Source organism: Sphingomonas sp. LHG3443-2 (assembly GCF_049896405.1).
Lineage (GTDB): Bacteria > Pseudomonadota > Alphaproteobacteria > Sphingomonadales > Sphingomonadaceae > Sphingomicrobium.
Map to the genome: position 1 here is coordinate 1,549,270 of NZ_JAFCUG010000001.1, position 26,555 is coordinate 1,575,824.

General features: G+C 66.3%; 21 protein-coding genes and 1 tRNA gene. 5 read left to right on the top strand and 17 right to left on the bottom strand.

Annotated features, from left to right (window positions below):
- Positions 1-201: 201 nt before the first annotated feature.
- The 8 genes from ACP69Z_RS07795 to hrpB form a co-directional block, all read right to left on the bottom strand.
- Entirely contained in the window at positions 202-1,398 is a 1,197-nt protein-coding gene (locus ACP69Z_RS07795) for a tyrosine-type recombinase/integrase (protein ID WP_426266940.1), read from the bottom strand.
- Positions 1,395-2,582: a tyrosine-type recombinase/integrase gene (locus tag ACP69Z_RS07800; RefSeq protein WP_426266941.1), complete on the bottom strand. Its 1,188-nt coding sequence runs from the start codon at positions 2,580-2,582 to the stop codon at positions 1,395-1,397. Before ACP69Z_RS07800 ends, ACP69Z_RS07795 begins: the two co-directional genes overlap by 4 nt.
- 265 nt (positions 2,583-2,847) lie before the next feature.
- Positions 2,848-3,288, bottom strand: a complete 441-nt coding sequence (locus tag ACP69Z_RS07805) for a hypothetical protein (RefSeq protein ID WP_426266942.1) — start codon at positions 3,286-3,288, stop codon at positions 2,848-2,850.
- A gap of 468 nt (positions 3,289-3,756) precedes the next feature.
- Positions 3,757-5,535 (bottom strand): DUF6538 domain-containing protein, encoded by a 1,779-nt coding sequence (locus ACP69Z_RS07810; RefSeq protein WP_426266943.1) that lies wholly within the window; start codon positions 5,533-5,535, stop codon positions 3,757-3,759.
- A 77-nt stretch (positions 5,536-5,612) separates the two neighbouring features.
- Positions 5,613-5,688 (bottom strand) — tRNA-Glu (locus ACP69Z_RS07815).
- Positions 5,689-5,737: 49 nt separating this feature from the next.
- Positions 5,738-6,853: a non-hydrolyzing UDP-N-acetylglucosamine 2-epimerase gene (gene wecB, locus ACP69Z_RS07820; RefSeq protein ID WP_426266944.1), complete on the bottom strand. Its 1,116-nt coding sequence runs from the start codon at positions 6,851-6,853 to the stop codon at positions 5,738-5,740.
- Positions 6,854-6,940: 87 nt separating this feature from the next.
- A complete protein-coding gene (locus tag ACP69Z_RS07825; RefSeq protein ID WP_426266945.1) occupies positions 6,941-7,222 on the bottom strand; it encodes an NADH dehydrogenase ubiquinone Fe-S protein 4 in 282 nt (93 codons plus the stop codon).
- A 61-nt stretch (positions 7,223-7,283) separates the two neighbouring features.
- Positions 7,284-9,725, bottom strand: a complete 2,442-nt coding sequence (gene hrpB, locus ACP69Z_RS07830) for an ATP-dependent helicase HrpB (RefSeq protein ID WP_426266946.1) — start codon at positions 9,723-9,725, stop codon at positions 7,284-7,286.
- A 119-nt stretch (positions 9,726-9,844) separates the two neighbouring features.
- Here hrpB and ACP69Z_RS07835 point away from each other — a divergent pair, with 119 nt between their 5' ends.
- On the top strand, positions 9,845-10,675 hold the full coding sequence (locus ACP69Z_RS07835) for an aldo/keto reductase (protein ID WP_426266947.1): 831 nt from the start codon (positions 9,845-9,847) through the stop codon (positions 10,673-10,675).
- An 84-nt stretch (positions 10,676-10,759) separates the two neighbouring features.
- Positions 10,760-11,167 carry a hypothetical protein gene (locus ACP69Z_RS07840; RefSeq protein WP_426266948.1) on the top strand — a complete coding sequence of 136 codons (408 nt, stop codon included), beginning with the start codon at positions 10,760-10,762 and terminating at the stop codon, positions 11,165-11,167.
- Positions 11,168-11,222: 55 nt separating this feature from the next.
- Here ACP69Z_RS07840 and ACP69Z_RS07845 read toward each other — a convergent pair whose 3' ends face one another.
- Together ACP69Z_RS07845 and ACP69Z_RS07850 are read right to left on the bottom strand one after the other, a co-directional pair.
- Positions 11,223-12,338 carry an NAD(P)-dependent alcohol dehydrogenase gene (locus ACP69Z_RS07845; RefSeq protein WP_426266949.1) on the bottom strand — a complete coding sequence of 372 codons (1,116 nt, stop codon included), beginning with the start codon at positions 12,336-12,338 and terminating at the stop codon, positions 11,223-11,225.
- 68 nt (positions 12,339-12,406) lie between these two features.
- A complete protein-coding gene (locus ACP69Z_RS07850) occupies positions 12,407-13,414 on the bottom strand; it encodes a polyprenyl synthetase family protein (protein WP_426266950.1) in 1,008 nt (335 codons plus the stop codon).
- 86 nt (positions 13,415-13,500) lie between these two features.
- On the opposite strand from ACP69Z_RS07850, the gene ACP69Z_RS07855 reads away from it, so the two are divergent.
- Entirely contained in the window at positions 13,501-15,525 is a 2,025-nt protein-coding gene (locus ACP69Z_RS07855) for an ATP-binding protein (RefSeq protein ID WP_426266951.1), read from the top strand.
- Here ACP69Z_RS07855 and ACP69Z_RS07860 read toward each other — a convergent pair whose 3' ends face one another.
- The 4 genes from ACP69Z_RS07860 to ACP69Z_RS07875 form a co-directional block, all read right to left on the bottom strand.
- Positions 15,526-16,947, bottom strand: coding sequence for a sensor histidine kinase (locus ACP69Z_RS07860; protein WP_426266952.1), 1,422 nt, complete (start codon positions 16,945-16,947; stop codon positions 15,526-15,528).
- Entirely contained in the window at positions 16,947-17,609 is a 663-nt protein-coding gene (locus ACP69Z_RS07865) for a response regulator transcription factor (protein WP_426266953.1), read from the bottom strand. The genes ACP69Z_RS07860 and ACP69Z_RS07865 overlap by 1 nt, the downstream gene beginning before the upstream one ends.
- 93 nt (positions 17,610-17,702) lie before the next feature.
- Positions 17,703-17,999 (bottom strand): hypothetical protein, encoded by a 297-nt coding sequence (locus ACP69Z_RS07870; RefSeq protein WP_426266954.1) that lies wholly within the window; start codon positions 17,997-17,999, stop codon positions 17,703-17,705.
- Positions 18,000-18,049: 50 nt separating this feature from the next.
- Positions 18,050-18,439, bottom strand: a complete 390-nt coding sequence (locus ACP69Z_RS07875) for a VOC family protein (RefSeq protein ID WP_426266955.1) — start codon at positions 18,437-18,439, stop codon at positions 18,050-18,052.
- Between the two features lie 75 nt (positions 18,440-18,514).
- Here ACP69Z_RS07875 and ACP69Z_RS07880 point away from each other — a divergent pair, with 75 nt between their 5' ends.
- Positions 18,515-20,293, top strand: a complete 1,779-nt coding sequence (locus tag ACP69Z_RS07880) for an ABC-F family ATP-binding cassette domain-containing protein (RefSeq protein WP_426266956.1) — start codon at positions 18,515-18,517, stop codon at positions 20,291-20,293.
- Complete coding sequence (locus ACP69Z_RS07885) at positions 20,290-21,774, top strand: hypothetical protein (RefSeq protein WP_426266957.1); 1,485 nt, start codon at positions 20,290-20,292, stop codon at positions 21,772-21,774. Before ACP69Z_RS07880 ends, ACP69Z_RS07885 begins: the two co-directional genes overlap by 4 nt.
- On the opposite strand, the gene prsR is transcribed toward ACP69Z_RS07885, so the two are convergent.
- From prsR to ACP69Z_RS07900, 3 genes are read right to left on the bottom strand one after another with little or no spacing between them, the layout of a single operon-like run.
- Entirely contained in the window at positions 21,771-23,141 is a 1,371-nt protein-coding gene (gene prsR, locus ACP69Z_RS07890) for a PEP-CTERM-box response regulator transcription factor (RefSeq protein ID WP_426266958.1), read from the bottom strand. The two genes, ACP69Z_RS07885 and prsR, sit on opposite strands and share 4 nt — an antisense overlap.
- The gene (gene prsK / locus ACP69Z_RS07895; RefSeq protein ID WP_426266959.1) at positions 23,138-25,219 is read right to left on the bottom strand and encodes an XrtA/PEP-CTERM system histidine kinase PrsK; all 2,082 of its coding nucleotides are present in this window, start codon (positions 25,217-25,219) and stop codon (positions 23,138-23,140) included. Before prsK ends, prsR begins: the two co-directional genes overlap by 4 nt.
- Before the next feature lie 58 nt (positions 25,220-25,277).
- A complete protein-coding gene (locus ACP69Z_RS07900; RefSeq protein ID WP_426266960.1) occupies positions 25,278-26,552 on the bottom strand; it encodes an amidohydrolase in 1,275 nt (424 codons plus the stop codon).
- Positions 26,553-26,555 lie beyond the last annotated feature (3 nt).

Here is a 26,555-nt window from a genome sequence, read left to right on the forward strand (position 1 = left end):
GTGCTTACCGTTGGTGACCTAGGTGTCGGCATATACGGGTGAACGGGCCGTGAACGATCATGGCGACCTACTAAGCTTAAGTTCGAAATTCTCCCTCGTAGAGGCAGATTTCCGCTTTCTGCCAAGCTCAGCCGCACTACAGCTGCCGCACTGTCGGGTGTCCAACACCGGTCTGCCCAGTTTTTTCAAGGCTGCTCGTCGCTATGACAGCATTCTCTCGATCGCCGCGCCGATCTGCTCGGCCGCGTCCAGCACATGCGCGTCGTCCAAGTGGGCGTAGCGCGCCGTGGATTGCGGGTTCGCGTGGCCCAGCAGCCGCCCGATCATCGGCAGCGTCTCCTTGTTTATGGCGGCGTGGCTCGCGAAGGTGTGTCGGAGGTCGTGGAGCCGCACTGCCGGCAGGCCCGCCCTCTCACGGACATGGTGCCAGAAGTGCGTGATGTCCCGAATGGGCTTGCGTGCCCTCACATTCCAGAACAGCCAAGGCAAGTTCTTGAGCCGGGGCAGCGTGCCGATGAGCGCCCGTGCGTCGTCCCCCAGCCACACCGTGCGCGGGCCGGTCTTGCTGTCTCGCAGCATGAGCCGGTTGCCGCGCACGTCCTGCCAGTGCAAGCCCAGGATCTCGCCAACCCGGCAGCCGGTCAGCAACAGCAGGGTGACGGCCGTTGCCTTCGCCGATGCGACCGGGTCCCCTCCCCCGCGCGCCTCCGCCAGCACCCGGCCCAAGCGCCCCAACTCCGCGTTGCTCAGGAAGCGCTCGCACCGGCGCTTCCGGTTGAGGCGGACCGCGCGGCAAGGATTGGTGTTTTCCAGCCGGTAGCCCCACACCTCCGCCTTGTTCAGCATGTTGTTGAGGATCGCCATGACACGGTTCGCCGCCCCCGGCCCGGTCCGGTTGTTGAGGTCGGCGAACCACTTGGTCACGTCCGCCTCGTTCAGTGCGTCGATGAACACGCCGGGGAACGCGCCGTCGAGGTAGAGCGCCCGATATCCGGTTTGCGTCTCGTAGGTCGACGGCTTCCAGTGGGGCGACCAGCGCGCCCAGTACTCTTCCAGAAAGTCGTCGAAGCGAGGAGCCGAGCGGATCCGCTTGCGATCGGTCGCAGGGTCAAGCCCAACCTGCGCGTAGGCGATCAGCCGCCGCGCAACCATGGTCGCTTGGTGGCGCGTGATGACGGAAGCCGGACCGATCGTTACCGTGCGCAGGCGCCCAGCCATGCGGGTCTGGACGATGTAGACGTTGCGCCCCGTGGCGTAGTGGCGGATGCCGAACCCGTGCTCGATGCCGAGCCATGTGGTCGTGCGCGGCTTGCCGCGGGGTAGCCGAAGATAGACGACGTTCGCGCCGACATCGGCCAGGGCTTCAGCGACGACCCGGCGGAGTGCGAGCGCGGTCACGCGCGCAGACCCATCGCTTGGGCGAGCGAGCCGGAGATACGCTGCGCGGCGTCGGCAATCACATCGTCCGACAAGTGCGCGTACTTAGCTGTGGTCTCGGGCAGCAGGTGGCCGAGCAGCTTGCCGATGGTGGCGAGCGGCACGTTGTCCATGATCGCGGTCGACGCGAAGCTGTGGCGCAGGTCGTGGATGCGGAGGTCCGGCATGGCACAGGTGCGGCGGAACGCAAGCCACCAATTGTCGACCCTGACCGAAGCGGTTCCCGCACGGTTCGGAAAGACGAACGGGCACCCTTCGCGGCGCGGAACCGCTTCCAAGATGCCGATCGCCTGGCTGTTCAGCCAGACGGTCTTCGCCCCTGTCTTGCTGTCGGGCAGCGCCAGATGCGGCGGACGCACCCACTCCCAGCGGAGGTCGCGTACCTCGCTGACCCGTGCGCCCGTGTAGAGCAGCAGCCGGATGATCGCGACCTCGGTGGGCCTGTCGCCTTCCGCCTCGCGCAAGGCCGCTCCGAGCCTGCGGTACTCAAGGGGCGTCAGGTAGCGCTCGCTTGGCTGGCGCCTGTAGCGTGGCGTGCCGCGGCACGGGTTCGAGCCTTTGCGCCGCAGGTGCAGCTGCTCGGCGTATTTCAGCAGCGAGGCGAGCACGGGCAGCGCCCGGTTGAACTTCGCCTCGTCCGAGCCCGCGCAGTCGTCACGCCAGCGGATGATGTCGGAAGGCGCAATGTCGGCGACTCTGACGCTGCCGAAAGCGGGGGCAAGGTCTAGCCGCCAGGCGTGGAGATTGCGCTTGGCGGTGGACGGCTTCCAGTAGCGGGAGATGTCGGACCAGTAGGTCTCGACATAGTCGGCCAGCTCGGGCGTCGCCTTCACCACCGTGCGCTTGGGCAGCCCGTCCAGCGCCACCTCCGCCAGCAGCCGCCGCGCCTGGGTTCGGGCGAGCGCCGCGTCCAGCTCGTCGGTTCGGCCCAGCGTCACCCGCCGATGCTTGCCGCGATGCCGCAGGCGGACGAACCAACTGTACCGTCCGGTGGGATGGACCCGCATGCCGAAGCCCGGCAACTCGGTGTCCCAGATGCAGTACTCCGACGCCCGCACGGGGTGCTTTCGCCGGGCGAAGTTGCCGTCGAGAAGCGCCCGGTGACCTGGCCGCTGCCGATTGGGGACCATAAGGCCATCGCGCATACCCGAACTGGCTGGAAAAGTCGCGGAAATCTCCGGTGTTGTTGGGACCGGATGGCCATCGCAAGCGTGACTGCTGCGCAGTGCTGCCAGCATTTCCTTCACTGATTTTTCGGCACTTTTTCCCATTCACATGCGGCTAGCCGCGTTAACTGTGCGTTTCCTTTCCCTCTTAGTAGACATGACGGCCCGCCAATGTCCGTTCACCCGTGAACATCCGCCTAGAGTAGAAAGCGGACGTGAGGACAAAATGGGCGACGCGCTAAGGCTAGCGGTCGCGGTGGCGACGCACTCCTTCGGCGAAGAAGGGCGGGTAGGGGCAGGCCGCACGCCAGCGGGCGAGACTGGGATAGATGGTCAGCAGCCGCTCCGACCAGTCGGGAGCATTGCCTTCCAGAAGGATCGAGCCGCCGACGCGCCGAGTTACTTCGCCTTCCGGACGATGGGCTTGGACGACAAGGAAACGGCCGTCGAAACGTGTGCCTTCGGGCCAAATGACGAGGTTGTAATAGCGGCGCTCGCCCACCATTCGCGTGAGCAGAATGCAGTCGCCGCGGCGTTCAAGAAAACCCTCGCCATTGACCGTGACCGAACCGTCTCCACGGTGTTGAGGTAAGCCGACGAGGGCAGAAACCGCCGCGGGTGGCGGAAGGGTCGTACAGCTGGCGAGAGCGGGAGAAAGAAGCAGGAAGAGGATGGTGCGGCGCATGTGGGAGGAACGCCGCGGAAGCGAAACGGGTGCGTCGAGGTCAGACGATCCGCTTCCGGCGCTCCGCCGATTGTGCGCATGCGGAACAGAAGGGAGGCGGACCCTCGGTCAAGCCTGGAAGTGACGTAAGGTCCGCGACGGATGGACTCGGGACATCAGCGACTTAACTGAACCAACGGCCGCTCTGTGGTGCCGACAACGCCTTCGTGAGCGTCCACCTTGGGCGCGAAACAGACAAGCAGGCGGCCTGCGCGGCAGCGGAGCCTTTCTGGCCTGAACCAGGTCGTCACTCGCCCTCGACTGGCACCATCCGATCCTCGATCAAGATCTGACCTCTGTTTGGGTCAAATACTTTGCAACGCGACTTGCCATAGGGTCAACTGCCTCGACCCGCATAGCAGCGAGTGCAAGGGGGCTTGGCCGGACGCGCGCTTCGAGGCTGCCGTGGCGACCTTCTGCGAGCCGAGACTAAGCTGCTCGTGGCGGAACTGACCGACACTTCTCGTAGGCAAGGTGAACCTGCTGTTCCCACGCAAGCGACGCCCAGCTGGCGCGCAAGGCTGACCAGTCAACCATTGGGAAGGTCATCTTGTTGATCGCCTCGGCGAGGTCGTCGATGAACGCCTTGCCGTATTGGTCGCCAACATCGACCAATGCGTGGCCGCTGAGCCGAGCCTGCAGAACTGGATCAAGGCCTGCCCGCCGAGCCGCTGCCTTCCAGTTATGCCGGAGCGAGTGGAAGGCGACGTTCCCTCGAGGCACAGCCTGGTCGAGAAGCTGGTTGAGGCGGCGAGACACCTCCTTAGCCGACGGCTTGCCGTGACGATCGACAAGGTCGGGGAAGAGGAGCTTGTGCCCAGCAGCTCGCACGGCTTCGACAAAATCGAGAAAGCCAAGTGCCAGTAGGCAGGCCGGAAGCACGATCACGCGCCTGCTTGCTATTGTTTTGAGCTTCTTCTCGGGTCCGCCCTCATCCTCGGGGCCGGTATATGCAGTGATGTCCAACGCGACATGCTGCCCGTCAACGATGATGTCAGTGGGGCGGAGCTGCGCAATCTCCCCAAGCCGGCTGCTGCTCACAAGTCCAAGGAGACCAAGCCAGGCGAGCGTCAGGTCGGAGATGGTGCGCCGAACGGCCCATCCGTTGGGAGCTTTGAACACGGGCAGGGCGAACAGCGCGATCGCCTCGGAGGGCGTCAGCTGGTCCCGGGAGGTGCCGTCCCAGCGGTGGCCGGTGGAGAGACCCTCCGCCGGATTGTGGCGCAGGACGCGCTTACCGTCCCCAACCTTTACACCGAGAACAGCCTTGAGCAGCGACATCTTCTTGGCGACTGTCTGCGTGCTGACCTTGGGGCGGACCTGTTCGACCCCTTTGTCGTCAATCCAGGTCTGGCAGCGTAGCCGCTCGGCCATGGCTAGTTTGGCCTCCTTGTTCGAAAGGTTCTTCGGCAACTGCAGCAGCATATTCTTGAAGTGCATTAGGTCATCGATGGTGATGTCCTTGGCGGGAAAGCTGCCGAAGGTCTCGACGAAGTCGGCAACCACCTGCGAAGCCTCAGTCACCGTCTGGTTCGACCGTCCGCGAGCCTTGATCCAAAGGTCCTTCATTCCCGAGAGGGTGATCTGCGGGTCGAAGGTGACCTCCGGCGGGGTAAGCTTCCGCTTGCCGACCTGATCGGAAAAGATGGCGTCGGAGCACCACGCACCAATGAAGGCCGGGAAGCGCTCTTCCAACACTTTCATCAGCTCATTGCGAACCGACACGGGCAGGGGAGTGGGCCCGTTCGCGCTCTCGATCTCTACCGCAAGGTCGCGCAAGACCTGCATCCTGATCGTCGACGACATCCTCGCGACCCGCAACTCCGGAGTATTCGCTTCTCCATCTTCGGATGAATGGTCGAACCCGCAGCCCGGCAGGACTGTCGTGGTATATCGAAACGAGCGCTTGGTATGTTCGGGAGCGGTCCTCAACAGCTGGTCAGCGAGGTCTGCAAGTACGGTGAGCCGCTGTGCCTGCTGCGCCGGCCACAAGCCCACGCTCTGCCGATGCGCCGCGAACTCTGCTTCGAGCGCCGCATTTGCCGCAGGGAAGAGCCGAGCCGCTTCGGTCGGCGAGTCAGTGCCGAGCGAGCGTAGGATGATGCCGTTCTTCTGCGGGTAAACCGCCCGCAAGTCCTGTGGAACACGCCGGCGAAGGTAGAAGGTGGTGCTACCCGGCTTGCGGAACGGCTTGGCAACTTTTGGCACGTTGTGTCACTCCTATGTGTTACTGTGACACACACGAGTGACTGAAAACTTAAGATTTCTGCTGGCTTGTCGTCAATTGGTGACCCCTACGGGACTCGAACCCGTGTTTTCGCCGTGAGAGGGCGACGTCCTAGACCGCTAGACGAAGGGGCCGTGCTGCGGTGCGAGGCGCGCATATGGCGGCGCTGGCCGGGTTCGTCAATCAGGCGGTCAGTACCCGGTCCGGGTGGGGCTGGCGCGTGAGCCATTGTTCGCACAAGGCGGCGATGCGCGGCGCGGACTTGCCGTCGCCGAATGGAAGGGTCGGTACTGCCATCGCACGGTAAGCAGCCTCGTCGCTGAGCAGCCGGCTGACGTGGTGGACGATGGTGCCCCGGTCGTTTCCGACCAGCAGACTGTTGCCGGAGTGAACGCCTTCTGGTCGCTCGGTGGTCGAGCGCAGCACGAGCAAGGGGATGCCGAGCGCCGGTGCTTCTTCCTGGATGCCGCCCGAGTCGCTGAGCAGGATGTGGGCCGATCGGATCGCCTTCACCATGTCGTGGTGCTCAAGAGGAGGCAGGAGCGTGATCCGCGGGTGCCCGCCGAGCAGGAGCTTGGCCGAGGCGGCCATCGCGGGATTGCTGTGCAGGACGAACTCGATCCTGAGATGGGGCAGGCGCGCGAGTTCAAGCAGGGCGAGGCCGATCGGTGTAAAGGCGGCGCCCCAATTCTCCCGCCGGTGGCAGGTTACCAGCAGCCGCGGCGAGCTGTCGCCGATGTGCTTGGGCGGCAGGATAGAAAGGATGTCAAAGAGCGCATCGATCGCAGTGTTGCCGGTGACATGCACCGCGCCGGTGACACCTTCCTGCACGAGGTTGGCGGCATTCTCCTCGGTGGCGGCGAACATGAGGTGGGAGAGACGATCGATATCGACGCGATTGCCTTCTTCGGGCCATGGCATCGCAAGGTTGTGACTGCGCAGACCCGCTTCGACATGGGCGAGTGGGATGCCAGCGGCGGTAGCGGCGAACGCTCCGCCAAGTGCGCTCGAAGTATCGCCCTGGACGATCAGAAGGTCCGTCCGGCCAGCGCCAAGCAAAGCAGGCGCCAGAGCGTTTGCGACCGCGTCGGCATGGAGCCGCGGATCGCCCTTCGCCGCGCAGTGAAGGCGAAGAAGCGGGTAAGCGTCAAGGCCGAACGCGGCGGGATCGAGCTGTGCATGTTGGCCGGTAAGCACGATCAACGGCGCACGCCCGAGATCGTGGAAAGCCCGCGCAAGCGGCGCGAGCTTGATCGCCTCGGGACGCGTGCCGACGATCAGCATGATGGAATGGGACACCGACGCCCTCCTGAACAGGAGAAAGCGATCCGGCGCCGTATCGATTACGTGCTTTCCGCCTTTCCCGCAAGGGAGGCAGGTGCGGCGTTAGCGGAAGTTGTCGGCGTAGGCCTGGAGCTTGAGCTTCACGGGGGGCGCGGGAACGATGTGGTAATCGAACCCATGCTTTTCGGCATAGGCGATCGCCTGCTCTTTGGTCGCAAAGGCGAGGCGCACCTGGGTCGTAGTGTTGGCGTTGCCGACCCAGCCGGTCAGCGGATCGTGGCGCTGTGCCCGATCGCTCTCGAATTCAAGCGTCCACTTGCCGGCCTTGGCGCGGCCGCTCTGGGTGGTCTTGCGATCGGTCTCGATGATGCGGGCGGTGGGCATGTGGGCGAGGTGGCGGAAGCCTTGCGCGAAATCAAGAGCGTGACGCCAGGGTGTGCCCCGCTCAAGAGCGTGGCTTGGCACGGAGGGTCGGTGCTGCCGTTGCGGGATCGTCGGGCCAGGGGTGGCGCGGATAACGGCCGCGCATCTCCTTGGCGACCTCGCGCCAGCTGCCGGACCAGAAGGAGGGAAGATCGCGGCTGGTCTGAATCGGTCGCCCGGCGGGCGAGGTGATGGCGAGGGTGAGGGGCACGCGGCCGCCGGCGACCGTCGGGTGAGTGGCAAGGCCGAACAGTGCCTGTGCGCGGACCTCGACAGTCGGGCCGCCGGCTGCGGCATAGTCGATGGGGTGGGTCGAGCCGGCGGGCGAACGGAAGTGGCTTGGCGCAAGCTTGTCGAGGCGCTGCTGCCCCTCCCAGCCGAGCAAGTTCTGAAGCGCCTTGACGAGGGCGCCGCCACCGATGTCGGACAGGCGGCGGCGGCCTTGCGCAAGGGGGGCGAGCCATTCGTCGAGGCGGACGAGCAGGGCTTCGTCGGAGAGGTCAGGCAAGGCAGGATCGGCGGCTGCCGCGAACAAGACACGAGCGCGGAGTGCGTGCGCTTCGTCGTTCCAGGGCAGGAGGTACAAGCCGTGCTCGGCCACCCCTTCAATCAGCGCCGCGGCAATGGCATGCGGGTCCGGGCTCGGATCGGGGCCGGACGCGAGACGAATGGCGCCGAGGCGGCGGCTGCGGGTGGGCGTGACGCTGCCTGTGGCAGGATCGAAGGCGCCGTCGTGGCGGGTCTCGATGCGATCTCCGAACAACGCGAGGACGTCGGCTTCGTCGATTGCGGCGGCGGAGAGGATGCGGGCGCCCGACGCCGCGCCGGCGACCTCGGCAACAGCCAGCCATTGTGCCGAGGCGAGCGACGAGGCGGGGTCGAGCCTGAAACCGCGGCCGCCGACCGCTTGCCAATGCTCGCCCGAAGGATCGCGCCGTCGCGCCAGGCGGTCGGGGAAGGCGAGCGCGACGGCGTCGGCAAGACGGTCAGGGCGGCCGGGCAGGGCATTGGTCAGCTTCAGCCATCGCTTGGCCAGTCCGCGCCCGCCCTCGGCCCGCTTGCCACGGTCGCCGCGCCACCGGCGATGACGCAGTTCGAGGTCGGGATCATTGCCGCCGAGTCCACGTTCGGTGAGCAGGACGGCGGCGTCGGCCGCAGCCTGGCCGAAGCCGCGGGTCGACGCCTCGATCAGCATGTGCGCAAGGCGTGGCTCGAGGGGCAGGCGGGCGATGGCGCGGCCGTGATCGGTGAGGCGCCCATCATCGGTGATGGCACCGAGTTCCTGGAGGCGGCGGCGCGCCACGGACAGGGCAGGTGCAGGCGGCGGGTCGAGGAACGGCAGCCGCGACGGATCGGCTTCGCCCCAGCCGACACAGGTGAGCAGCAAGCTCGACAGATCGGCCTCGAGGATCTCGGGCGGATCGTGGGCGGGCAGCGCATTGAACGCGGCTTCTTCCCACAAGCGGTAGGCGGTGCCGGGGCGCTGGCGGGCAGCGCGACCCGCGCGCTGGGTGACAGCGGCACGGCTGGCGCGCTCGGTCACCAGGCGGGTGAGGCCAGCGCCGCGGTCGTACCGTGGCCGACGCGCAAGGCCGCTGTCGACCACCGCCGCGACATGATCGAGCGTGACGCTGGTTTCGGCAATGGCGGTTGAAAGGACGAGCTTGCGAGTGCCCGGCGACGGGGGCGCGAGAGCGGCGCGCTGGGCGGCAGGATCGACCTGTCCGTGGAGGCGGTGGAGCACCACGTCGGCGGGCAGGGAGCCGAGTGCCTCTGCGGTGCGCTCGATCTCGGCCACGCCGGGAAGGAAGGCGAGGATCGACGCGTCGGTCTCGCCCAAGGCGCGGCGGCAGGCGGCAGCAACCTGCGGCTCGATCCGCGCGGCGGCATCGCGGCCGAGGTGGACGAGGGTGAGCGGGTGCGATCGGCCCTGGGAACGGATCAGTGGCGGATGCCCGAGCAGCGCGCCAAAGCGCTCGCCATCGAGGGTCGCGCTCATAGCAAGGAGGCGAAGGTCAGGGCGCAGTGCTTCGGCCGCGTCGAGGGTGAGGGCGAGCGCGAGATCGCTGTCGAGGCTGCGTTCGTGAACCTCGTCGAATAGCACCGCCGAGACGCCCGTCAGCTCGGGATCGGCCTGAAGGCGCGAGAGGTAGACGCCGTGCGTCATGGCGATGAGGCGAGTGTCCTTGCCGACGCGGCTGTCAAGGCGGGTCTGGTAGCCGATCGTCGCGCCAGGCTGCTCCCCCAGCGAGCGGGCGATAAACTCGGCCGCGGCACGGGCGGCGAGACGGCGTGGAACGAGCAACAGGACTTCGCCGCTGCACCATGGCTGGTCGAGGAGAGCGGGCGGAACCAGCGTCGTTTTGCCGGCCCCAGGCGGCGCGACAAGCAGCGCGCGCGGACCCTCGCTAAGAGCGGCGAGCAGGTCGGGGAGCACGTCTTGAACGGGGAGGGTGCTGGTCACGGCGGCGCCGGACCAACCATGCCGACCCTGGCAATGCAAGAGGCGGGCACAGGGCTCATGCGAACCGAGGCGCGCTGGCGGCGTTGAGCGAAGCACGCCGCCCTCAAGGAGAAGCAAGCTTGAAGACCGTGACGCTTTCCACCGGCCAGCAGGTGCCGATGATTGGCCAGGGCACGTGGATGATGGGCGAGCGCCCCGATCGCCGTGAGGACGAACTGGCGGCGCTCAGGGCGGGGGTCGATCTTGGCATGACACTGATCGACACGGCGGAAATGTACGGCAACGGCGCCGCCGAGAGCTTGATCGGCGAGGCTCTCGGCGACCGGCGCGACGAGCTGTTCCTGGTCAGCAAGGCCTTTCCGCACAACGCCTCGAGGCAACGGCTTGCAGCGTCGTGCGAAGCGAGCCTGAAGCGGCTCGGCACCGACCGGCTCGACCTGTATCTCCTTCACTGGCGCGGCGAAGTGCCGCTGGCCGAGACGGTCGAGGGCATGGAAGCGCTGCAGCGCGCCGGCAAGATCCGGCATTGGGGCGTCAGTAATCTCGATACAGACGATATGGAGGAACTGGTCGAGGCCGGCGGGATGGCGTGTGTCACGGACCAGATCCTCTACAACCTAACCCGGCGTGGGCCGGAGCAAGAGTTGCTGCCGTGGCTGTTCGAGCAGGGCATGACGGCCATGGCTTACAGCCCGGTCGAGCAGGGGCGGCTGCTCGGGCACCCTGTGCTGGCAAAGATTGCGGGCGAGATCGGTGCTTCACCGGCGCAAGTTGCGTTGGCCTGGACGATGCGTAGCGGGCGGGTGATCGCCATCCCGAAGGCCGGCACGGTGGAGCATGTGCGGGAAAACAGAGCCGCCGCCGACCTCGTCCTTCCCAGCGATGTTCTCGATGCACTGGACGCGGCCTTTCCGCGCCCGGCGAGGCCGATCCCACTCGAAATGCTTTGATAGGCGGCGCGACACCGGCCCGGATATTCTTAGGCTCACGAAAGGAGTAAAAGGCGCGACCCGCTCATTCACAAGGAGGCCAATATGCGCCCTGTTCGGATTGTACGGTTAGCGTCAGCCGCCCTTGTGCTTCCCCTCGTCGCCGCCGCGCCGTCGCCCTTTCCGGCAGGCTATGAGGCGTCCTACCAAGCCTATCTGAAGTCGCTTCCGCCCGGTGGCCGAAGCGCGGCCTGGCTAACCCGGCTGAACGGTGTGACCGCGCCCCCGGCCCCCATGCCGATCGGCGGCAAGCCGACCCTTTATCTGTTCGGTTGCAAGAACCACTTTTGCGACACGGACAACGTCAACATCTTCTTGGCACCAGACCGGAAAAGCTTCCGCGCCGTCCTCAAGATGAGAGGCTCGCAGATGTTGCTTGGAGGTGCCGGGCCTTCGGAAGTCGCCTGCGTGCGCAAGCTCGAAGCGGCCGGGGGCGTCCTGAAGGCTTGCTGAGATAAACCGGAACAGGGAAGCGCCGCCGTCGTAAGCGGCGCTTCCCCATGCTCGTTTAATCGTCGTCCGCTTCTTCCTGCGCGATGCTGGCCATGTCGATGACGTAGCGGAAGCGCACGTCGCCCTTTTCGACCTTCTTCATCGCCTTGTTGATGTCCTGGATGGGAATGATCTCGATCTCGGGCGCGATGCCGTGTTGGGCGCAAAAGTCGATCACTTCCTGGGTCTCGGCGATCGAGCCGATCAGCGAGCCCGCGACCGACCGGCGGTGAAAGGCCGCGGCGCTGTTGTCGACACCAGCCATGGGTTCAAGCGCGCCGACGATCACCAGCGTCTTGTCGCGCTTCAGCAGGGCGACGTAAGGATTGATGTCGTGCTTCTCGGGCACGGTGGAGAGAATGAAGTCGAAGGTGCCGGGAACGGCGGTCAGTTCCTCGGCCTTTTTCTTCAGCTCTTTCTCCATGGTGACGTGGGTTGCGCCGAGCTTCTCGGCTTCTGCCTTCTTGTCCTCGCTGGTGGTGAAGACGGTGACCTCCGCGCCGAGGGCCTTGGCCAGCTTCACCGCCATGTGACCGAGACCGCCGAGGCCGACTACGCCGACCTTGTCGCCCGCCTTCACGCCCCAATGCTTCATCGGCGAGAAGGTAGTGACGCCGGCGCAGAGGATGGGCGCTGCTTCCTCAGGCTTCAGGCCGCCGGGAATGGCGATCACGAAATCTTCGCGGCAGACGATGTTGGAGGAATAGCCGCCATAGGTGTTGTCGCGGCCGTACATGTTCTCACCGGTCGCAGCCTTCGCGGCGGGTATGAACGGGCCGTTGTAGGTGGCGAGGAAGCCGTTTGGACCCTCGCAATAATTCTCCTCGCCCTCGTTGCACGGCGCGCAGGCGTGGCAGCTGTCGACCATGCAGCCGACCCCGACGATGTCGCCGACCTTGAACTTGCCATTCTTGGCCGCCTTGGCGACGCGGCCGACAACCTCGTGACCGGGAACGCATGGGTAGACGGTGTTCGCCCATTCGTTCTTCACCTGGTGGATGTCCGAGTGGCAGACGCCGCAATACAGGACGTCGATCAGCAGTTCATTGTCTTTGGGCTCGTCGCGCTCGAAGCGGAACGGCTTCATTCGACTGAAGCTGTGCTTGGCGGCGTAACCGATCGTCTCGACCATGGGGGCTCTTTTCTGTCCGTGTGGGATGGACAGGGAAGCTCCGGGGCAACCGTTCGGTTCCTGTTACCTCAATAAGCCCGTGCCACCGCGAACTCGACCGCCTGGGTCAGCGCGGCCTTGGCCTTGCCCGCGGGGAACGGGGCAAGGTTGTCGAGCGCGCGGCGGGCATAGGTACGGGCGCGCTCCAGCGTGTCGGCAATGGCGCCGGTGCGGTGGAACAGCGCGATGGCGTAGGCGAGATCATCGTCGCTGGTGCGGGTGCCCCCCACCGCTTCCCGCCAGAAGCGGCGATCCTCGTCCGATCCACGGGCGTAGGCGAGGATGATTGGCAAGGTCATCTTGCCTTCGCGGAAGTCGTCGCCGAGGTCCTTGCCGCTTGTGGCGCTTTCGCTTGTGTAGTCGATCGCGTCGTCGACCAGCTGGAAAGCGATGCCGAGGTTGCGGCCGAAGCTGCTGAGCGCTTCCTCGGCCTCTTCGCCGGCTTCGGCCACGACTGGCGCGATGTGGCAGGCGGCGGCGAACAGGGCGGCGGTCTTCGCCTCGATGATCGACAGGTAGGTGTCTTCGCTGGTCCCGATCTGCCGCTGAGCGGTCAGCTGCGCGACTTCGCCCTCGGCGATCACGGCCGAGGCTCGGCTGAGGATCTTCAGCACCTTGAGGCTGCCGTCCTCGACCATCAGCTCGAACGCGCGGGAGAACAGGAAATCGCCGACCAGCACGCTGGCGGGATTGCCCCAGATGATGTTGGCGGTGCGCTTGCCGCGGCGCGTTTCGCTGACGTCCACCACGTCGTCGTGGAGGAGCGTCGCGGTGTGGATGAACTCGACCGCGGCGGCGAGGCTGTGGTGGCGGCTGCCGGGATATTGGCACAATGCGGCGGCGGCGCAGGTCAGCATCGGCCGCATCCGCTTGCCTCCGCCGGCGATGAGGTGACCCGCAAGCTCCGGAATCAGCGGAACCTGGCTCTGCATTCGAGCAAGAATGACCTGATTTACGGCATTCATGTCGGCCGAGGTCAGCGCGACCAGCGGATCGAGACTTGGGGCCGGGTTGAGCGGGTGGACGGAAGCGGTCATCGTGCATGGCGGGTAAGAGCCGAAGGGCGCGAGGGCAAGCATGGCGGCGCAGGCCGTTGCGGAACCATCGTCGGCCCCAACGTTTCTTGGGCAATGTCGGTGACGGGGGCGGAACGACCTTGAAAGCGGGGCAATCGACCTGGCTGATCGTGGCGGCGGCGATGGTGCCGTTGCTGCTGTTTGCGATCTTCCAGGTCGGCTTCGCCGCGCGCGAGCAGCGCCAGGCGCTGGAGGCAAGGGCGCTGAATGTCGCCGACAAGCTGATCCTCGCCGCCGATGCGGAGACGGTTCGCTACGGCACCTTGCTTGACACGCTGGCGACCTCGCGCGGCTTGCGCGAACGAGACTGGCCGCGATTGGCGGAGCGTTTTGCCGAGTTGCAGAAGCTCCATCCCGATCTGCGCGGGCTGACGATCGAGGACGAAAAGGGGACCCTGGTGACCCGGACCGGGCTGCCGATCGAGCGTGCAACGGTGGTCGGCGACGGCAACACGGCATCGCGGCCGATGTTCACTGGTTTTGTCCGCGCCGCAGGCTGCCGCTGCCTGATGTTCGAGCGGGCGGGAGTGACCGATGACGGACAGTCCGTGGTCGTCACCCTGGTGACCGACAGCGCGCTGCTGCAGCGATTGCTGCCATCCAATAACAACTATGAAGTGACCGCTTTGACGGGGCCAAAGGCGCGTTTCATCGCACGCAGCCTTGGTGAGAACCAGCGCTTCGGGACGCTCGCATCCACCTATCTGCAAAAGGCAGTCGCTTCCGGCTTGGGGGCCGGCATCTATCGCGGCCGGACGCTGGAAGGTTTCGAAAATTACACCGCCTTTGCGCGCTCGGACCGGACCGGCTGGACAGCGCACGTGGCGTTGGGCTCAAACTACATCGATAATCCGGCACGCAAGTTCCTGGCGTCGCTGGTCACCGCGGCGTTGCTCTCGCTGTTGCTCGCCGGACTGCTGATCGCCTTTGCGCTGCGCCAGATGAAGGAAGCGCGGCTGCTCGCCGAGCGGATGCAGCAGGCGCAGAAGATGGAAGCACTCGGCCAGCTGACCGGCGGCCTGGCACACGACTTCAACAATCTGCTAACGCCGGTGATCGGCGTGCTCGACCAATTGACCCGCCGCGACGGATTGGACGAACGCGGCCGCAAGCTTGCAACAGGTGCCCTCTCATCGGCGCAGCGCGCGGCGAAGCTGACGCAGCAACTACTTGCTTTTTCGCGGCGTCAGCGGCTGACGGTCGAGCCGGTCGACGTCACCGGCCTGCTGGCCAACGTGTCGCAACTGGTCGATCGCACCATCAGCAGCCGGCACAGCTTCACGGTCGAGGCCGAGCCCGACACCTTCTGTGTCTTAAGCGACCTGACGCAGCTTGAACTGGCACTGCTCAACCTCGCGATCAACGCGCGTGACGCTTCGCCCGATGGCGGCGAAATCACCCTCAAGGTGGCGCGTGAATTAGAGGGCGGTGGCAGTACCGGCTTCGTCCGGTTCGACATGATCGACCGCGGTTCCGGCATGGACGACGACACGCGGCGGCGGGCGCTGGAGCCTTTCTTCACCACCAAACCGACCGGCCGCGGTACCGGGCTCGGCCTCGCGCAAGTGTTCGGTGTCGTTGAGCAGTCGGGCGGGTCGGTCGAGATCGACAGCGCGCCTGGCGCCGGCACCACCGTCACCCTGCGGCTGCCGGCTTGCGCCGAGGACGATGCCAAGGCAATCCGGCCCACGGCGGTTGACGGCGACACTGCGGCCGACCGCGCGCTTCGCTTGCTCGTGGTCGACGACGATCCCGAGGTTCGCGCGACCTTGGCGCAGATGCTGAGCGAGGCGGGTCACTCGGTTGATGCGGTGGCGAATGGCCACAGCGCCTTGGCAGCCATCGCAACCGAGCGTTTCGACCTCGTGGTGTCGGATTACCTCATGCCGGAGATGAGCGGGGCGGAGCTCATCAGGGAAGCGCGGCAGGTGCGGCCGGACCTGCCGTTCCTGATTGTCAGCGGCTTTGCCGACAGCGATGAACTGGTTCGCACCTGCCCCGATACGGCGCGGATTGGAAAGCCACTTGTGGCGCGGGAATTGCTCGCCGCCGTTGAGGATGCGGCACGCTGATCAACCCAGCGGCAGGCTGAGCCGGGCCAGGAGCCCGCCAAGATCTTCGCTTTCCTCCAGCGTGATCCGGCCGCCATAGATTTCGGCCACGTCACGGACGATCGCGAGGCCGAGCCCTGTGCCGGGCTTGCCGGTGGTGTCGAGCCGCTTGCCGCGAGTGAACAGCTCGGTGCGCTGCTCGGCAGGGATGCCGGGGCCGTCGTCCTCGACCAGGATGTCGACGAACGGCGCCGACTTCTCCACTGTCACGAACACGCGGCCGGAGCCATATTTGGCGGCATTTTCGACGAGATTGCCGAGCATCTCGTCGAGGTCCTGACGCTCGACCCGCACCTCCGCCTTCTTGTCACCGGCGATATCCACCGTGGCGCCTTCGTGCATCCGGCTTACCGCGCGCTGCACCGCCGTGAGGCTTTCCCACACCGGCGCGCGCGCTTGCGCCGACGCGCGGCGACCGATGGCCCGGGCGCGGGCGAGGTGATGGTCGACCTGTCGCCGCATGGTGGTCGCCTCGCGGCAGACGGTGTCGTGAAGCTCGGGATCGCGGGCGGTCGCGGCATTGGTGATGACGGTCAGCGGCGTCTTCAGCGCGTGCGCAAGGTTGCCGGCGTGGCGGCGCGCTTCCTCCGCCTGCTCTTCATTATGGGCGAGGAGCTGATTGATCTCCTGCGTCAGCGGCTGGATCTCGTCGGGAAAGTGGTCGGAGATGCGGGTCTTGGCGCCCGAACGGATGGCGACCACTTCCGAGCGGACCCGGCGCAGCGGCCACAGCCCGTAAAATGTCTGCAGCGCGGCCAGCATGACGAGGCCGAGCCCGAGTACGGCGAAGCTCCAGGTCAGCGTGGTGCGCAGCTCTTTCAGCTGCAGGTCGAGGTTCTCGCGGCTTTGGGCGACCTGGTAACGCCATTTGACCGGGCTGCCGGGGATGATGACGTCGCGCTCGACAATGCGCAGCGGTTCTCCGCTGAACTGGTAGCTGTCGTACTTGTGGGTCTCAGTCCCGCGCACTGAAGCGGGGTTAACCGTGAGGCGGCGATCCCACAGCGAGCGTGAGGGATAATCCTCGACCTGCGGCGTCTTGCCGTCGGCGCCGGGTAATGGCGTGATCTGGAAATAGCTGCCCGAATAGCTCTCGATAAAACGCTGGTCGGCCGGCGGGCGGGAGAAGCGGATCTCGCCCACCGTGCCGATTTCCGACGAGCCGATCATCGAGCGGAGAACGAGCTCGAGGTTCTCGTCGAAGTTGCGCACCAGACTGTTCGTAAGCAGCCGGTCGAGCGCAAAACCGCCCACCGCGAGGAGGATCGAAATCCACACCGCGGCAATGACGATCATGCGCCGGGTGAGCGACCCGGTGCCGCGGCGCGGCGCGGCAGGCGTCCCGGCGCCGGGCGCGCCTTTTGCCGGGACGATATGCTCCATCAGGCAGGCTCTTCCAGACTGTAGCCGAGGCCGCGGATGGTGGTGATGACGTCAGGGCCGAGCTTCTTGCGGATGCGGGTCACGAACACTTCAATGGTGTTCGAATCGCGGTCGAAATCCTGATCGTAGATATGCTCGATCAGCTCGGTGCGGCTGACCACCTTGCCCTTGTGATGCATGAGGTAGCTCAGGAGCTTATATTCCTGCGCGGTGAGCTTCACCGGCTCGCCGTCCTTGGTGACCTTACCCGAGCGGGTGTCGAGGCGGATGTCGCCGGCGATGAGTTCGGACGACGCATTGCCTGACGCGCGGCGGATGAGCGCGCGGAGGCGGGCGATCAGTTCTTCGGTCTGGAACGGCTTGGCGAGATAGTCGTCCGCGCCGGCGTCGAGGCCGGCAACCTTGTCCGACCAGCTATCGCGGGCGGTCAGCACCAGCACCGGCATCCGGCGGCCTTCCTTGCGCCAGCGGTCGAGCACAGTCAGGCCGTCGATCTCGGGCAAGCCAAGGTCGAGCACCACCGCATCATAGTTTTCGGTCTGGCCAAGATAATGGCCGTCCTCGCCATCGGTGGCGAGGTCGACGGCGTAACCCGCGCCTTCCAGCGTCGAGCGGAGCTGGCGGCCGAGCGAGGGTTCGTCTTCGACGATCAGGACGCGCATGAATGTTTTCTCCCTTTGGGGAACCTTAACACGCGCGAAGATGAACGGTTGCTTTGGCGAAATGAAGAGGGGTCATGCCGCGGACAGCGGAAATCACATGCCGCTGCGGCCCACCACACGACCGGTCGCGGCATCGACATCGATCCAGATCACCCGCCCACCGCGCATGAACTTCAGGCGATAGGTACGGCCGTTGAATTCAGGCCCGAGATAATCGGCATCACCCATGCCGGGCAGCACCCGCCGCTCGATCATCGGCAGCGGCATGGAGCGACCTTCGCGGGTCGCCTGGAATGCGCGATCCTGGTCGCGCGGCCGTTCGGCCGCAGCAGGCGCCGCGGTCACGGCAGCGGCAACGGCCGCAAGGAACAGGGTGAAGGTGGTACGCATGACGATTGCGCTTCTACCACAAGGTGTTGAATAGCTTGTGAACCGGTCGGTTAGGCAGGGTTGCCCGGCTGCCACAGTTCGATGGCATTGCCTTCCGGATCGTGGATTCGGGCAAAGCGGCCGATCTCCGGCATGCTGTTCCATTCGTCCTTGACGATGACCTCAATGCCCGCAGCCTTGAGCTTGGCGATGAGTGCATCGAGATCGGTGACGCGGAAGTTGATCATCGCCTGCTTGTCGGCCGCGAAATAGTCGCTGTCGGCCTTGAACGGCTCGAACACCATGGGACCGCCCTGCGTGTGCCACAGCCATTCGTTCGACTGGCCCTGCGCATCCGTACCGCAGCCGCCGCCGATGCCGAGGTGGTCGCGGTACCACCCTTTCAGCGCCGCGGGATCTTTCGCCCGGAAGAAATAGCCGCCCATTCCGACAACTGTCATTGTCATTTCTCTCCGTGCGACATCGCGCCAATGCTAGTTGATGACGCGGCGCCATGCACGGCCTAAGTGGCGCCCATGGTTGCTCCGATCCTGTCGTTTGAAGATCTCGGCCTCGTGCAAGGCGAGGGCTGGCTGTTCCGCCATCTCGACGTGCATGTGGGGGCGCGCGACCGTCTGGCGCTGATTGGGCGCAATGGCGCCGGCAAGACGACGCTGCTGAAGTGCCTGGCCGGCGTGATCGACACCGACGAGGGCAAGCGCTCGGTGGTGCCGGGCAAAAAGATCGTGCTGCTCGAGCAGGATCCGCCGATGGGCGACCATGCGACGCTCCAGGATTGGGTGCTGAGCGGTGCCGGCGCGCCGGAAGCGCATGAGGCGGCGGCAATCGCCGACCAGCTCGGTATCGACCTTGCCCGGACCACCGCCACGGCGAGTGGGGGCGAGCGGCGGCGCGCGGCGATCGTGCGTGCGCTGGCGCAGGAGCCCGACCTGCTGTTCCTCGACGAGCCGACCAACCACCTCGATCTTGCCGCGATCGACTGGCTCGAAGGCTGGCTCAACCGCTTCAACGGCGCCTTTATCGTCATCAGCCACGACCGCACGTTTCTGACCCGGCTGACCAGGAGCTGCCTGTGGCTCGACCGCGGGCAGGTACGGCGGGCGGAGGTTGGGTTCGGCGGGTTCGAGGCGTGGACCGAGCGGGTCTATGCCGAGGAAGAACGGGCCGCGCAGAAGCTCGACGCCAAGCTCGCGATCGAGCTTCACTGGCTGCAGCGCGGGGTGACGGCGCGGCGCAAGCGCAACCAAGGGCGGCTGGCGAAGCTCGGCGAGATGCGCGAGGCGCGCGCGGCAATGATCGGGGGTCCGGGCGTGTCGAAGCTCGGGCTCCAGCGCGACGACAGCAAAACCAAGACGGTGATCGACGCCGAGCATGTGACCAAGCGCTTCGGCGATCGCGCGGTGATCAAGGACTTCACCTTGCGCATCCAGCGCGGCGACCGGATCGGGATTGTCGGCGCCAATGGCGCGGGCAAGACGACGCTGTTGAAGCTGCTGACCGGAGAACTGGCGCCCGACGAAGGCAAGGTCACGCAGGCCAAGACGCTCAACGGGATCGTGATCGATCAGCAGCGCAAGCTGATGAGCCCGGAGAAGAAGGTTCGCGACGTGCTGGCGGACGGCGGCGACTGGCTGGAGGTGCGGGGGGTCAAGAAGCACATCAAGGGCTATCTCAAAGACTTCTTGTTCTCGCCCGAACTGACCGAAGCGCCGGTGAGCTCGCTGAGCGGCGGCGAGCGGTCGCGGCTGCTGCTGGCGCGGGAGTTCGCGCGGGCGTCGAACCTCCTCGTGCTCGACGAGCCGACCAACGATCTCGACCTCGAGACTCTCGACCTGCTGCAGGAAGTGATTTCGGATTACGACGGCACGGTGCTGATCGTCAGCCACGACCGCGACTTCCTCGACCGGACGGTGACAGTGACGCTGGGTCTCGACGGGTCGGGCAAGGTCGATGTGGTCGCCGGCGGCTATGAGGACTGGGCCAAGCGGCGCGCTCCGGTGAAGGGCACGGCGGCGCCGAAGAAGAGGGTGGAAGAGGCGCCGAGGGCAGCCGCTCCGGCGAAGAAATTGAGCTTCAAGGACCAGCGCGACCTCGACCGCCTGCCGGGTGAGATCGAGAAGCTCGAAGCGGGGATCGCGGCGGACGAAGCCGCGCTGGCCGACCCCGATCTTTACGTGCGCGATCCGAAGCGCTTTGCTGCGCTTATGGCGAGCATCGACAAGAAGCACAGCGACAAGGAAGCGGCGGAATTGCGCTGGCTCGAAGTCGCGGAAATGGCCGAGGGATTGGCTTGAGCGCCAATCGTTTCGGCCCAGTGGCCGCGGGACTAGTCGGGCTTCTGCTATGGGCGTCCGTGTTCTGGTCCGGGCCGCTGGTCAACGATGTTGGTTGGCAGCTGTGGATCGGACGCCAGATGAACGGCGGGGCGTCGCTTTACGGCGACATCCTGGAGGTCAATCCGCCCTTGTGGTTCTGGATCGGCGCTGGGATCGAGCGGCTGAGCAGCGTCACGGGGATGGCGGGAGAGCGATGGCTGGCTTTGGCGTTTCTAGCATACGCCGTGCTGTCGCTGCTACTCACCCTGCGTCTGATCGACGAACGGCGCGAGCAGTGGGCGGCGGCGCTGGCGCTGGCGCTGTGCCTGTTCCTGACCAGCCCTTACGCGCATCTCCAGCGCGAGCAGTTTCTGCTGATGTCGGTGCTGCCCTACGTTGCTTTGGCGGCGCGGCGCGCGGAGGGCAGGCCGGTGCCGCGCGCGCTGGCGTTCGCGGTAGGGCTGGTGGCGGCGCCGGGTCTCGCGCTCAAGCATCATTTCCTGATCTTTCCGGCGCTCATCGAAGGCTGGCTGATCTGGCGTCGCAAGCGAGTGGACGTGCGGCCAGAGCATATCGGACTGGTCGGCGCGGCCCTCGCCTATGCGGCGGCGGTGCTGCTGTTCGCGCCGAGCTACCTCGGCACCATGCTCCCGGTGATTCAGGCCGGGTATCACGGTTACAATCCCTCGCTCTGGACCTTGCTGTTCCAGCCGGGGATCGTGGTCGCGCTGTTCGCGCTGGTGGCGGCACTGCTCGGGCGGGAGCGGCTGGGCACCCTGGGCGAGGCCGCGGCGGTGGGGACGACGGCCTTTGCGCTGGTGTTCATCGTGCAGGGCAAGAACTTCCACTATCAGGCGATCCCCGCACTGGGGCTGGCATTGCTGACCTTGCTGGTGCTGCTGCTCGCCAAGGAAAACGGGAGCGGGCGGCTGGTGGCCGGGGTAGGGGTGCTCGCGTCCCTAATGGTGCCGCTGAAGGCTGGACAGGCCCGCTACGACCAGTTCTTTCAAGAGGCGGTACGCGATCTCAGGCCGGGCGAGGGCGTGACCATGATCTCGCCCAGCCAGGCCCTGTCCTGGCCAGCTGTCTATGAGCGCGGCCTGCGGTGGGATCAGCGCACGATGGGGCTGTGGATGGTGTTGTCGCCGTGGGCTGCGGAAAAGGAGCGTAGCGGCGATCCGCGCATGGTAGCGCTTGGAACGGCGGTCCGCCGCGAGATGGCGGCCGAAATCGCCTGCAAGCGGCCATCGATGGTGGTGGTCGACCGCTTCTATGACGAGAATGCGCCGGGCGGCGACGTCCTGTCCTGGTTCATGGCCGAACCGCGGTTCCGGGCCGCTCTTGGCGGCTATCGTGAGGTTGCGCCCGTGGCGGTGCTGCGGCGCTTTGTTCCGCTGCGCGCAACACCGGGCGCCTGTGTCCCCGGTGATCTTGAAGCGATAACGAACCCGCTGCCCTAAGCCTGAAGCTGATATTGTTTCAGCAGGTCATACAGCGTCGGCCGGCTGATCCCCAGCAACTTGGCGGCGCCAGAGATATTGTGTTCGGTACGAATCAGCGCCTGGTGAATAGCGCGGCGATCGGCTTTTTCCCGAGCGGCGCGCAGATTGATCGCGGCGAAGGCTTCTTCCGATAGACCGGGGAGGTCGAGGTCGAGTGCGCCGACCAGCTTGCCCTCGGCCATGATCACCGCCCGCTTGATGCGGTTTTCGAGCTCGCGGACGTTACCGGGCCAGGCGTAACTATCGACCGCGTCCACCGCATCGGGCGCAAGGCCGGTGACCGGCACGCCGAGTTCGCGCGCGAAGCGGCGGGTGAAATGGCGGGCGAGTAGCACCGCGTCGCCTGGCCGATCGGCGAGGGCCGGAATGGCGATCACCATTTCGGCGAGGCGGTAATAAAGGTCCTCACGGAAGCGGCCATCGGCCTGCATCGCGCCGAGGTCCTGGTGCGTGGCGCAGACGATGCGCAGGTCGACGGGAATGGTCTGGCGCCCGCCGATGCGTTCGATCACGCGCTCCTGGAGGAAGCGCAGCAGCTTTACCTGGAGCGGCAACGGCACGTCGCCGATCTCGTCGAGGAAAAGGGTGCCGCCCGAGGCCATCTCGATCTTGCCGGGCGTGGTCTTGACCGCCCCGGTGAAGGCGCCGCGCTCGAAGCCGAACAGCTCGGCCTCGAGGAGGTTCTCAGGGATAGCGGCGCAGTTGATGGCGACGAATGGGCCGGACGCGCGGCGGCTCTTTTCGTGCACGGCGCGGGCGAGCAATTCCTTGCCGGTGCCGCTGGCGCCCAGCAGCATGACGGAGACATCGGCCGGTGCCACGCGCTCCACGGTGCGGGCGACGCGCAACATTTCGGGCGCAGCGGTGATGATGCTGCCAAGCACCGTGCCCCCGTCCGACGCCTGTTCTTCGAGGCGGCGGTTTTCGGCTTCCAGCGCGTGGAGGTGGAAGGCGCGGGCGACGATCAGGCCCAATTGGTCGATGTCGACCGGCTTGGCGCAGAAATCATAGGCGCCGAGCGCGATGGCATGCAGCGCGCTTTCGTGCGCGCCATGGCCCGATGCGACGATGATCTTGGTGTCGGGCTTCAGATGCAGGATTTCCGACAGGATCGCGAAGCCCTCGGTGGTGCCGTCGGGATCGGGCGGCAGGCCAAGGTCGAGAGTGACGACCGCCGGCTCGTGCAGGCGCAGCAGTTCGAGCGCTTCGGCGCGGTTGAACGCGCTGACGACCTTATAGCCGTCATAGGCCCACTTCAGCTGACGCTGGAGGCCTTCGTCATCCTCGACGACGAGCAGGACGGGAAGGTCGGCAGGGTCGGTCATGCGATCAGTCTCTCAGAGATATCAGCGGCCTCGGCCGTGCTAACGGGAAGGGTGATGGTGAACCGGGCGCCGGCGCCGGGGCGGCTTTCCACCGTCAGGCGGCCCCCCATCGCGTGGATGAGGGTGCGCGCTTCATAGGCACCGATCCCGAAACCATTCTGCTTGGTCGAGGCAAAGGGGGCGAAGAGGCGGGTGGCGATGAAGTCGGCGTCCATGCCGGGACCGTGGTCGCTGATCTCGATCCGTGCCTCGCCTCCGCTGTGGGTCACGCGAACCGATACGGGTTCGGCCGGCGGGCTGGCATCGACCGCATTGGCGAGGAGATGGCCGATCGCCTGCTCAAGCCCTGATTGTTCGCCGATCACCTCGATCCCGCCGTTGCCGAGAAGGCGGACATCGTGCCTTCCGCGCTGGGCGGCGACGCAGCTGGCGAGGAGTGGGCGAAGCTCGACGTCTTGAAGCGGCTGGCGGCCCTGCGGCGAGGCGGCTGGGGCGAGGCGAGTGAGGAGCTCGTTCATCTTGCCGACCGAGGATTTCAGCGTCGCTACCATGTCGGCGCGCCATTCGGGATTGTGGGCGTGCCGCTCGGCATTACGGGCGATGAGGGTGAGCTGGCTGACGAGGTTCTTCACGTCGTGAAGGATGAAGGCGAAGCGTCGGTTGAATTCGTCGAAGCGCCGCGCCTCGCTGAGGCGCTGCTCGGCCGCGGCTTCGGCGAGGCTGGCGGCGGCTTGGCGGCCGGCCGTGCGGAGGAGATCGAAGTCTTCCCAATCGAGCGGGCGCCGAAGCTCCGGCGCGGTGAGGAGAACGAGGCCCACCGCCTGATCGCCATGCACCAGCGGAACGCCGACCCAGAGGTTCTCTTCGGCAAGCAGCCACTCGGGCAGCGGCAGCGACAGGTCGGCCGAGCTACCCCAACGATGGCGCTGTGCATCAAGCTCGAGCACCCGGCCTTCGCCGAGCAGCGGCCACAAGGCGTCGAGCCCCTGGCCGGCGACGGCCGCATCGGGCAGGCGGTCATCCCAGTGCCAGGTGCCGGCGACCGTGAAGCGGCCCGTGTCGTCGGGGGCGAGCAGCAGCCCGGCAGGTGCTTCGAGGATGTCGGCAAAGGCACGCACGATGCGGGCGGCGAGCGGCTCTTTCGTGCCGCCGGCCCCAAGCGTCGCGGCGAAGCGCAGCCATTCGGTGCGATAATCGTAGCGGTGCTCAAAGAAGTGCTTGGCGATCTTGACCCTGGTCCAGCTTCGCGCGCGGCGGCTGGGGAGAAGCACGGCAAGCGCCACGGTCATCGCGGCCAGCATCAGGACGGCGAGGTTGCGCAGCCAGTCCACCGTCTCGGCACGGAGAATGGCGGCGATCAGCGCCATGATCGCGAAATAGGAGCAGATGGCGAGCAGCGACAGCGACTGGAAAGTCGCCGCGCGCGACAGCTTGGGCCGCCAGGCGGCGCTGTCGGGACGGGTGAGCGCGAAGCAGGGTGCGGCGAGGGCGACGACCACGCCCTTCAGGTCGCTCAGCGTTTGCCCAAGCGGCAGTTGCAGCGCCTGCAGCGTGTAAAGGTTGAGATCGAACACCCACAGCATGGCCAGGCCAAGCATCGGCAGGCGCATGGACGCGCGGCTGGCGGCGGCGGATTGGCCGTAAAGGTTGTGGACAAGGATCAGCGCGCCCGCGGCGGTAATGGTGCGCAGCACAATGCCGGCGGCGTCGAGCGCAAGCTGGTCGGCGGCCGGGGCGAGCGGGGCAAGGCTGTCGACCAGCGTCTGCGCGCCCAGCACCAGCGCCACGGCGCCGTAAACGAGCGCCACGCCTTGCTGGCGAGCGCCTCCCTCGCCAGCGCTCGACAGTACGTAGAGCATGGCAACCCAGATGAGGTTGCGCGCAGTTTCGGCATTGGCGGCGAGCATGGTGCCGCCCATTACCCCGCCGAGCCAGGCCGAGGTCGCAGTCGCGAGCAGGCCGCCGAGCAGCAACTTCTGCGCCGGTCCCGCGACCCAGCCGCGCAATTGCCACAGGAGAACGGCGGCCATCGCCACCGCGCCGAGCGCGTGACTCCAGAAGGCGAGCAGGCTGTTCACCCCGCCACTGTCGGAGAAATTTACAAAGGAAGGGTGAAGATTGCCGCCGCCGTGGCGGTCAGCTCTTCAGTGCTTCCAGCGTCGCCGCTTCCATCGCAACGACGGCGGTGCCGATGACCTGCTCCGCGTCGGGCGCCCACAGTGGCGAGTGGAGGCCGGGCAGCTTGGTGATCTCGCCCCCCGCCGCATCCCACCGCGCCTGCGGCACACCGCCGACCCAGAACAGCAGGCTGCGGCCTTGCGGGTTGGCGATCAGGAAGCGGCTGAAATCCTCGCCCACCATCGCGGCCGGAACCATTCGCACGCGGCTTTCGCCGAACAGCGCGGTGAACAGGGTGCGCGCCTCCGTCGTCAGATCGGCGCTGTTGACGGTGGCCGGCGTGTAGGGATCGCGCACCGTAACCACCGGCATACGGTCATCGGGAACCCCGGCAGCGATCGCTTCGCCGCGAGCAATACGGCGGATGCCGTCGAGCAAGCTTGCGCGGACTTCGGGCGTGTAGCTGCGCACGGTGATCTGGAGCTTGGCTTCGTCCGGGATGATGTTGTGGGTAGCGCCGGCGTGGAAGCTGCCGACGGTGACGACGGCGGGATCAAGCGGATTGAGTTCGCGGCTGACCAGCGTCTGCAACGTCGAGACGATGCGCGAAGCGACCACGATTGGATCGCGCCCGTTCTGCGGCGCAGCGCCGTGGCTGCCGACACCGCGCACCGTGATATCGACGCTGTCCACATTCGCAAGCGCCGGGCCGGGCGTCAGGCCGATGATTCCGGCCGGCAACGAGGCGCTGTTGTGAAACGCGAGCATGGTGTCGGGCTTGGGAAAGCGGGTGAACAGGCCGTCGGCGAGCATCGCCGCCGCGCCTTCGCTGGTCTCCTCCCCAGGCTGGAGGATGAGGACCAGCGTGCCCTTCCACTGTGCCTTGGACGCCGCGAGGCGGCGGGCGGTGCCGATCAGCGCAGTCATGTGGGTGTCGTGGGCGCAGGCGTGCATGATGCCCGTGTCGACGCTCGAGCGGGCCTTGGTCCGGACCTTGGACGCGAAGGGGAGGCCGGTTTTCTCTTCCAGCGGAAGGCCGTCCATGTCGGCGCGGACCAGCACCGTCTTGCCGGGGCCGTTCTTCAGCACGGCGACGATGCCGGTCCCGCCGACCTTCTCCGTCACCTGATAGCCGAGCTTGCGCAACTCGGGCGTCAAGCGGGCAGCGGTCTTGGTCTCGGTCATGGCTAGCTCAGGCGCCGCATGAAGCTCGCGGTAGAGCGCCATCAGCGGCGTAATTTCGGCCGCGGTGGGCTGGGCAGCGAGGGCGGCGGCGGCGAGCAGGGTCAGCATGGG